This is a genomic window from Psychrobacter muriicola 2pS, assembly GCF_904846535.1.
Classification (GTDB): Bacteria; Pseudomonadota; Gammaproteobacteria; order Pseudomonadales; family Moraxellaceae; genus Psychrobacter; species Psychrobacter aquimaris.
Genome location: NZ_CAJHBC010000004.1, coordinates 411,388 through 421,013, shown reverse-complemented (window position 1 = coordinate 421,013; position 9,626 = coordinate 411,388). Strand labels below are relative to the sequence as shown.

6 protein-coding genes, 4 tRNA genes and 1 pseudogene are annotated in these 9,626 nt (G+C 42.5%); 1 reads left to right on the top strand and 10 read right to left on the bottom strand.

The genetic code is table 11. The features are described 5' to 3' along the window. The 10 genes and pseudogenes from tuf to JMX93_RS08590 all read right to left on the bottom strand — a co-directional run. A pseudogene (gene tuf / locus JMX93_RS08635) lies at nt 1-901 on the bottom strand (elongation factor Tu); the annotation flags it as partial. 495 nt (nt 902-1,396) lie between these two features. Next, nucleotides 1,397-1,471, bottom strand: a tRNA-Thr gene (locus JMX93_RS08630). 119 nt (nt 1,472-1,590) lie between these two features. Next, nucleotides 1,591-1,664 (bottom strand) — tRNA-Gly (locus JMX93_RS08625). 83 nt (nt 1,665-1,747) lie between these two features. Beyond that, a tRNA-Tyr gene (locus tag JMX93_RS08620) sits at nt 1,748-1,831 on the bottom strand. A gap of 67 nt (nt 1,832-1,898) precedes the next feature. Next, nucleotides 1,899-1,974 (bottom strand) — tRNA-Thr (locus JMX93_RS08615). Nucleotides 1,975-2,155: 181 nt separating this feature from the next. Then, nucleotides 2,156-3,652: an anthranilate synthase component I gene (trpE, locus tag JMX93_RS08610; protein ID WP_499204456.1), complete on the bottom strand. Its 1,497-nt coding sequence runs from the start codon at nt 3,650-3,652 to the stop codon at nt 2,156-2,158. Nucleotides 3,653-3,856: 204 nt separating this feature from the next. Further along, nucleotides 3,857-4,864, bottom strand: coding sequence for an FHA domain-containing protein (locus JMX93_RS08605; RefSeq protein ID WP_499204455.1), 1,008 nt, complete (start codon nt 4,862-4,864; stop codon nt 3,857-3,859). Nucleotides 4,865-4,987: 123 nt separating this feature from the next. Beyond that, the gene (locus tag JMX93_RS08600; RefSeq protein ID WP_499204454.1) at nt 4,988-5,842 is read right to left on the bottom strand and encodes an RsiV family protein; all 855 of its coding nucleotides are present in this window, start codon (nt 5,840-5,842) and stop codon (nt 4,988-4,990) included. Nucleotides 5,843-6,055: 213 nt separating this feature from the next. Continuing rightward, nucleotides 6,056-7,651, bottom strand: a complete 1,596-nt coding sequence (locus tag JMX93_RS08595; protein ID WP_193013189.1) for a peptide chain release factor 3 — start codon at nt 7,649-7,651, stop codon at nt 6,056-6,058. Between the two features lie 177 nt (nt 7,652-7,828). Beyond that, nucleotides 7,829-8,731 (bottom strand): hypothetical protein, encoded by a 903-nt coding sequence (locus tag JMX93_RS08590; protein ID WP_499204453.1) that lies wholly within the window; start codon nt 8,729-8,731, stop codon nt 7,829-7,831. Between the two features lie 290 nt (nt 8,732-9,021). On the opposite strand from JMX93_RS08590, the gene JMX93_RS08585 reads away from it, so the two are divergent. Continuing rightward, complete coding sequence (locus JMX93_RS08585) at nt 9,022-9,435, top strand: organic hydroperoxide resistance protein (RefSeq protein ID WP_193013191.1); 414 nt, start codon at nt 9,022-9,024, stop codon at nt 9,433-9,435. Nucleotides 9,436-9,626: the final 191 nt, after the last annotated feature.

Here is a 9,626-nt window from a genome sequence, read left to right as displayed (position 1 = left end):
CACGCTTCACGCTTAGCTAGTACTTGGCCACGTGTACGTCTTCACGCTTAGTACCACGTAGTAGTACGCCACAGTTTTCGCCTGCACGACCTTCGTCAAGCAGTTTACGGAACATCTCTACACCAGTACAGGTGGTTTTTTGAGTGTCACGGATACCAACGATTTCGATTTCGTCACCAACTTTAACGATACCAGACTCAACACGACCAGTTACAACAGTACCACGACCTGAGATTGAGAATACGTCTTCGATTGGCATTAGGAATGCTTTGTCGATGTCACGCTCTGGCTCTGGGATGTAGGTGTCAAGAACGTTTAGTAGTTCTACAACAGCTGGTTGGCCGTATTTTTCTTGTGAGCCTTTTAGGGCTTCAGTAGCAGAACCTTTGATGATTGGGGTGTCATCGCCTGGGAAGTCATAGTCGTTCAATAATTCACGAACTTCCATTTCTACTAGCTCAAGCAATTCTTCGTCATCAACAGCGTCACATTTGTTCATGAATACGACGATGTACGGTACGCCAACCTGACGTGAAAGCAGGATGTGCTCACGGGTTTGTGGCATTGGGCCGTCAGTGGCTGATACTACTAGGATTGCGCCGTCCATCTGGGCTGCACCGGTGATCATGTTTTTAACATAATCGGCGTGACCTGGGCAATCAACGTGGGCGTAGTGACGTGTTGGAGTGTCATATTCTACGTGTGAGGTGTTGATGGTGATGCCACGTGCTTTTTCTTCTGGGGCTGAGTCAATAGACGCGTAGTCTTTGGCTTCGCCACCTGAGGTGATTGCAGCAACGGTTGCGATTGCAGCTGTTAGGGTTGTTTTACCGTGGTCAACGTGTCCGATTGTACCGACGTTGACGTGTGGCTTTACGCGTTCAAACTTGGCCTTTGCCATGGGTATTTCCTCTTTTTTTGGTGAATCTTTATCAATCAAAGATCGGTGAATAGCTGTTTGACGGCTCATGATGCATACAGAACCATCAAACCGTTGACGCTATGGCTTATTTACTAAAACTGTTTAATCATTTTACGACTGTAAATATGCTCAAATCATGCATTTCAATGTCACGCATGTAGATGTAAGCATTATACGTGTTTTTTAATCTATTGAACATCGCAAGCTATTATAACTTATCGCTGTTGCCCTACTTTATCTTAGTGTAAATCCTTGATAATAGTAGAGCCCGCCCAATCTAGATAACCGCACTTAGACACTTATCAATAGATTGATAGCTTAATAAATTGGCAGCACTAAAAGGCAACACCTCAGTGTCACCCTTAAATTTTACTTGCCACACTGTATTTATAATTTTCAATATTTTGTAGTTTCGATATCGACGCAACGCTGTTTAAAAATAGCAAAACAAACACCAGAGGTTTAAACAATAAATGGAGCTCATATTGAGAATTGAACTCAAGACCTCTCCCTTACCAAGGGAGTGCTCTACCGCTGAGCTATATGAGCATGTTTTTAATAACCACAATAAACAACTTGTGTATTTACTAAAAAAAATATCACGATACAGCAATACTAGAACTTACTGTCGTGATGATTTATTGATAATCTTTGCGATGGTGTATATATGGAGCGGGTGGCGGGAATCGAACCCGCGTCATTAGCTTGGAAGGCTAAGGTGTTACCATTATACCACACCCGCAATTACTCTTATTCAAGAAGACTCTAATCGAGAGTCGTTAAGTATAAAGAGTATGCTTGGCGCTATGACAAACTTAGAAAATATGGTGGTGGGAGAAGGATTCGAACCTTCGAAGCTTTCGCGACAGATTTACAGTCTGTTGGGTTTGACCGCTCCCCAATCCCACCTTAGGTTGCTTTAAACAAAAATGACTTTAGTTTAAGACAAGTTCATAAAAAGCTACTTTAAGAGAGATGGTGCCGACTGCCGGGATCGAACTGGCGACCTACTGATTACAAGTCAGTTGCTCTACCAACTGAGCTAAGTCGGCTTGTTCTCTTAAAGTGGTGGCTATTCTATCAAATTTTTTGAAAGACGCAAGCCCTTTTTCATATTTTTTATGATTATTTTAATAAAAATATATAAATAGTTGATTGTGTTACTATTTTTTTAAATAAAAATAAGCTGCTTTTTGACGCTGACAGCATACCGTGTTTTTATTACTGGAGTACCTAGCGAATCCGTAAACCATTACACGCCATTTTTACCGCTTTTACCAATGCCAATGCTTTTTTATTGGTTTCATCCCACTCCGCTTCTGGCACAGAATCAGCAACAACACCTGCGCCTGCTTGGATATGGATTTCACCGCGGCGCATCACTGCCGTACGAATAGCAATGGCGGTATCCATATTGCCATGCCAGCCTAGATAACCCACTGAGCCACCAAAGACGGTTCGACGTACAGGCTCTATCTCGTCAATGATTTGCATGGCGCGTATTTTGGGCGCACCTGATAGCGTGCCAGCGGGGAACGTCGCACAAAAAACATCCAACGCATCTTTATTGGGCAATATCGTCCCTTCAACGTTAGAAGCAATGTGCATCACCTGCGAATAACGCTCGACAAACATTTTTTCGGTGACTTTGACACTACCATATTCACAAACGCGACCAATGTCATTACGACCCAAATCAATGAGCATCAAGTGCTCGGCGATCTCTTTTTTATCACTCAGCAGCTCTTTTTCAAGCGCTTCATCTTCTGCTTCGTTTTTTCCGCGTCTACGAGTACCCGCCAATGGCCGCACCGTGACTTTGCCATTTTCGATACGGGATAATATCTCAGGGGAGGCACCAATGATGTCGAAACGCTTGTGATCATCGAGGGTGTAACCATGTACCAAGAATAAATACGGCGATGGGTTTAAAAACCGTAGGGCACGATAGACAGCCAATGAGTCGCCAGTATAATCCGCCGTCAAACGCTGCGCAGGAACGACTTGCATGACATCGCCTGCTAAGATGTAGTCCTTTATTTTATTGACATCATGACAATATTTCTGCGCCCCAGTTTGCGACTTGAATTTTGGCGTTGGCATCACAGGTGCGCTCAGACTTGGCATTTCTGCCAGCTTGTCCTCGATTTTTTCTAGCTCGCGGATAGCCTTGCTATAACCATCTTCAGTATGACAATCGGCATAAACGATAATAGATAAAGTGTTTTCTAAACTGTCGAAAACAATCACGCTCATTGACAGCATCAGCCACATGTCCGGCATTGTCATCGGATTGGGGGCGTCTGACAAACCCACGCTTGGCTCAATAACCCTCACCATATCATAGCCAAAGTAACCTACTAAGCCGCCGCTAAAGCTCGGTAGCGTTGCAATGTCTTCGACTGTTGGCATCTTATATTGCGCCATTAGCTGACGAATATAGTCAAACGGATCAGCGACTGCATCAACATCGGTATGGTCATTTTGTTTGACGGTCATTTTGCCATCAGCATACTGCAAAATGAGATCACTACCCAAGCCAATCATCGAATATCGCGCCCAGCGCTCCCCGCCTACGACAGACTCAAATAAATATGCAGAGCCGTTTAAATCACGTACTTTAGAAAATACAGATACTGGTGTTTGTGCATCCATTAGACGTTTTTTTATCAGTGGAGCATGACTAAAGCCACGGTCTTTAAAAGCTTGATATTCTTCAAAGTTCATCATAATAATGCTCTCTTAACAAAATATTGGCAAAACATAAAAACAGTCAAACGATAGTAAAAATATAGCGTCAACACTCTGCTGAATGTTGACGCTATAAAAATGGCATATTAGGGTAGCTTAGCTATTAGTAGCTAAAAATTGGCAAACAATTATACCAAATCCCGCTTGGATTAAAGCCGCTCAAACGGACTGGTCAGTACTTGATTACGCACCGCCCATGTTAAATAACCATAATGCCAACCCAATAATGATGATGGCAATAAACACCCAAATAAACCAACCACCGCTCGGTTTTTTCTCGGCCTGTCCTGCAGTTGCTGGATTGCTGAGCTCCTGATCCATCGCGTTATTACCTTCAGTACCAAGATCACGAGATTGACCTAGATTGGCAGTACCAGAAAATTGCGCGGTTGCTGCCTGTTTGGCACGTAGAATGTCAGGATCCGCTTCTTCTTGCAGCTCCGTTTTCGTCGTTTTGTCATGCTCTGATTCAACGGCTGACTCTTCATGTACAACTGGCTGATCTACTAGTGACGCATCATGAGTAGATGCTGTTGGTGCCTCTGCTTTCGCTGTCACGGCTTCTGGCTGACTTACAGCAGGTTGTGCATCTGCTACAGTTTCAGCGGCAACTGGTACCGTTTCAGTCACATCTGACGCGGTATTATCTGTAGTCGTTAAGACTTCTTCGATGCCTGTTTGCTCAATGATCGGCTCTTTCACTACTGATTCATTAACAACAGGTTCACTCACTATTGAGTCTTCGACAGCCTGTGTTTCGGCAGTAGTTTCAGCAACCACTGTCTCAGTCTCCGTCTCAGCCACTGAATCTTCTACTACCACAGGCACTAATGCCTCAGTATCTGTAGCAGCAAGTGGCGCATTCACCTGAAAGATAAAACTGGCAAAGCCAATGGTATCATCTACCTGTAAAAGGCTCGATGTATTACCTTCGATACGCTGCTCGTTAATAAATGTACCGTTTGACGAGTCTAAATCTTTTACATATAACTGACTATCTAAGATGCTCAGCACCGCATGATTACGCGATACTTGCTTGCTACCGAGTACCACGTCATTGTCGCTGCCACGGCCAACAGACAGGCTGTCATTGACCGTCAACGTTAGGTCACCAAGCGCTTCTGTTAAGGCATTAAGTTGCCAAGTCTCTGTGTCGACTGTCGCCTTCATACTATCTGTATTGTTCGTCATGCGGTAACTCCTTATTCTTTTATTAAATTTCAAATGGTTTTAGATAAATCATTGCCAATTTTTTAAGAGATTTTACGATTTTTTTAATATAAACCGTAATAAGTTATGCAATGACCATCCGAACTATTTAGGTATAAAGTGCGGCTTTATGACACCGTCAAGCTTACTGTACGGAATACTGAGTACCGGCATACCATAAGCATACGGGCCGATAGAGTAATGCTGATAACGAATATCGATGCCTTTATCCGTCAGTGTCACATTGTCACTTAAGGTAAATGGCCAGTTTTTCTCATAACTGCTGACATCGTCGTCAACTGTTTTGACCCAAGTTTTATAAGCATCATACGCGAGCGCTTCAAAACGAGGCTTTTTACCTGAAAGAAGCATATCATCAAGCGTGATTTGTTTTTTGGCGCCAAGGTCAAATATCAAGTATTCGCTATAAGGCATGCCATGAGCACCACCAGTAAAGACATAGGTATTGATTTCAAACAATTCAAAATCACTGATATGACCTAGATACTCAGGCGTTACCATTAGGCTATAAGCCCATGAACTGCCCTCTGGCATATCTATAAATTGCGAGCTGGCAAAGTCATCAATGGCGGCTTTCACCACTGTCTGATTGACTTTCGTTTTGATAGGCGCAGATTCAGTCGGTTTACTATTGACGACTAAATTATTAATACGCGCATTGGCAATATCATTGATCCAATCGTGGTTGGTCTTCAGATATTTGATCTCAATCTCTGGACAGTTATCGCGCTCAACACACTGCGCTTGCACTTTTTTAGGCAGCTCATATTCCAGATAATCTGTGCTACTAATGAGACTACCTGCATTGGCAGGCATCGCTATGCTACCTAGCAGTAAACTGCCGGCAAGCAGTCTCAGCAGACGACTACGACTTGCTATCATCGATAAATGCGGATTCATTGTTAGCTTATTGATATCAATTTGATTCGCAGCGTTCATATATCCTCTTTTATAAACATAAGATGTTACTTGATATTCTACCGTAACAATTACGATGTATTGTAGGAACACTGTTTTTGTTTTTAGGGTTTTGCTGTCTACTGCTAACTAATAGCTACCTACCCTCTCTCGTTTAATGCCTAAATCTAAGCTAATAAAAAAGACACGGCTAGCGTGTCTTAAAAGATAAACTAAATCATAGAATGATGGATTTTAATGCTCACGAGTGTTGCTAAAAGTGATTTCTGGATAGCGATCTTGCATGAGCTGCAAGTTGACTCGTGATGGTGCAAGATACGTTAAATAACCACCGCCATCTAGCGACAACTGGTCATGGGCTTTGCGTTTGAACTTCGCCAATGCCACTTCATCATCGCAATGAATCCAGCGTACGGTGGCAATCGATACCGGCTCAAAGATACACTGTACTTTGTACTCTTCTTTGAGACGATGCGCGACCACTTCAAACTGTAGCACACCCACTGCCCCCAAGATTAAATCGTTATTAATCTGCGGCATAAAGACCTGTGTTGCACCCTCTTCGCTTAGCTGCTGCAGCCCTTTTTGCAAGGCTTTTGATTTGAGCGGATCTTTTAGAATGACGCGGCGAAACAATTCAGGCGCAAAATGTGGAATACCCGTAAAATTTAGCTCCTCGCCTTCGGTAAAACTGTCACCGATAGAGATGGTGCCGTGATTATGCAAACCGATGATATCACCCGGATAAGCTTCTTCTAACGCTTCGCGATCCCCTGCCAAAAAGGTCAGTGCATCGGCAATACGGACGTCTTTACCCAAACGTACATGCTTCAGCTTCATGCCTTTTTCATACTTGCCTGAACACACTCGTAAAAACGCAATGCGATCACGATGGCGCGGGTCCATATTGGCCTGAATTTTAAAGACAAAACCACTAAAATCTGTCTCTGTTGCCGCCACTTCACGCTCATTGGTCGGATGCGACTTGGGTGGCGGTGCATATTTGACCAAGGTATCAAGCACCATATTAACACCAAAGTTGCCCAATGCCGTACCGAACAATACTGGGGTCATCTCACCCGCCAAGAACGCCTCAACACTGAACTCTTCTAACGCCATTTGTACCAGCTCAAGTGACTCTTCAAAAGCGTCAAACATCAGCTGACCCAAACGTTCACGGATGTCCGGATAATCGTAGCCTTCGCGAGTCTCAGACACTGTCATCTTACCGCCATTACCTTTTTCATAAAAGTAAGTCTTGTTTTCGGTCAGATGGTAGACGCCAACGAAATCTTGTCCCATACCGATAGGCCAAGTCACTGGGATACATTTAATTTTTAGCACTTGCTCAATTTCACTGAGCAACTCAAGCGGCTCACGAATCTGGCGGTCAAGCTTGTTGACAAATGAGATGATTGGCGTGTCGCGCATACGGCAGACTTCCATCAGCTTGATGGTTCGCTCTTCAACGCCTTTAGCCCCATCGACCATCATCAGCGCGCTATCGACAGCAGTCAAGGTGCGATAAGTATCTTCACTAAAGTCGGCGTGACCCGGTGTATCCAATAGATTGACCACATGGTCTTGATAAGGAAACTGCATGACGGAAGTGGTGATCGAAATACCACGCTCTTGCTCCATACTCATCCAATCTGAAGTGGCATGGCGATCAGTTTTTCGGCCTTTTACCTCGCCCACAACCTGAATTGCTTGCCCCCATAGCAGCAGCTTTTCAGTCATGGTGGTCTTACCTGCATCGGGATGCGAGATGATGGCAAAGGTACGGCGTTTGGCCACTTCTTTGTTCAATTTTTTTGGATCTACGCTCATAGTTTTCGGCTTCAACAGTTGTGTCATTTAGAAATCAATCTAAATAAATAGAATAAATAATGAGCGTATTGTAGCGGATTTAGCGCCAGGGTGCAGAATTAGCGCATAAAAAAACACTCTCTAGATAGTCAAATAGAGAGTGTTGGTCAGTTTTTTAATATTATGAGTTTTTTAAGATTAATAGTAGCGTTTGATTTGTGCGGCTAAGAAGTCTCCTGCGACTTCATTAACTATCGTACAATCCACCACACCTTGAATACTGTTGGTATTCGGATCAGTACTGCCTTTGGCGACATAATTTGCCTCATAAATATCATCGGCATACTCGACACCATTGTACTGATAAGCAGGCTGATTTCGGTATTCAAAGAACGTCACTTGCGCCGCTTTTTGCTTATTGCCGACGCCCACACCAAATTCAGTTGTGCTATAGCCTCTATTATCGCTAAAACGGTTTTCAGCTGCATCAATCCACTTATTAAGTGATGTATATCCCGTTTTATTTTTTTCATTAAAGGCTAAAAACGAGCGTGCACTTGTTACCACTGGAATATAACAAACAGAGCCTATCGGAAACTCTGTATTGGCTGGAATATTAGGATAATTATTTAAGTCCGTGAGAATACCGCGACTGTTGTTTATATTAGTACCCGCACTATAACTGTTTGCCCGCAATCCTGATAAGTTAAGCGTCTTATAAGTGGTTTCGTAGTTCAACTTATTATTGCTGTTTTTTTCATAAATAGGACGTTTGACTGTGCGGCCATCAACCTCAATGTTTTTGTTTTCCAGTCGTCCTTCGAAGTTGTCTGCCAATACCGTTCTGTCCAAGGTATTTAAACTTTGGTTACTGTAATTATTAACGATATTTTTTATCTTGATTTCGCGCTCACCCGTGCGATAGGTTTCATCAATGCGCGCAATGGCACTAGCATTGGCTTGTTTATCATAGCTCTTATCAAAGCTAGTCAGCGTAATCTTATTGCTATCTGAACCATAAATACCATCATCTTCACCGCAGCCTACCAGAGTAAAAGCCAGTAGAGAAAAAACACTAGGTATCACAATCAATTTATTCATTGGGGAACGTCCTTATGGTTAGATTTTTTATCATCTATTCTGATGATTATTACTATAAGCGTTTGTATTGTTAGTTTACATTAATACAGTCATTATTTGTACCTAAAGCTAAGCGCAACCTTTCAAAGAGTAAAAAGTGCAAAAGGTAAAAAGCATGATATGACATTTACTTACAAATCCACAGTATATACTTACGACTGACCTATATTGCTCATGCATTGGTTTGTTATGCTAAATCCCCTATCAAAACTTAATGCTCAAACATAAAAACTTACAACAAAGGATATGTTATGAAAACACTATATTCCACTAAAGCAACAGTTACTGGCGGTCGTACAGGTAATGCCAGTCTTCAAGACAGTGATTTGACGATTAATATGGTCGCACCAGGTTCTGGTAAAGACGGTAACAACCCAGAACAGCTATTTGCCATGGGCTATGCCGCTTGCTTTGATGGCGCACTTGCTGCGGTCAAAGGGGAAGAAAAAGCAAAGTTTGACTCTACCACTGAAGTATCCGTAGATTTAATGAAAGGTGAAGGCTTAGATTTTCAATTAGCCGTGAAAATTCACGTCATTGCAGAAAACACAGAGCTATCAGCAGATGAGTTTCAAAAGCTGGTCGAAAAAGCCAATAAAGTTTGCCCATATTCTAAAGCAACTCACGGTAATATCGATAGTGAAGTGACTTCAGAAGTAAAATAGGTTTTTAACCATAACAATATTGGTTTTATCTATAAGAGAACTCAGTTAACACTGGGTTCTTTTTTTTAGTTTGATTTGGCTGCTTTTATCGCTATTCTCAAAATGAGCATACCTCCTAGAATCTCTCTTAACTTTTAAGCAGTTCGGCACGCGCTGATTTTATCGTTATAATAAGCACATATTTCTATCTA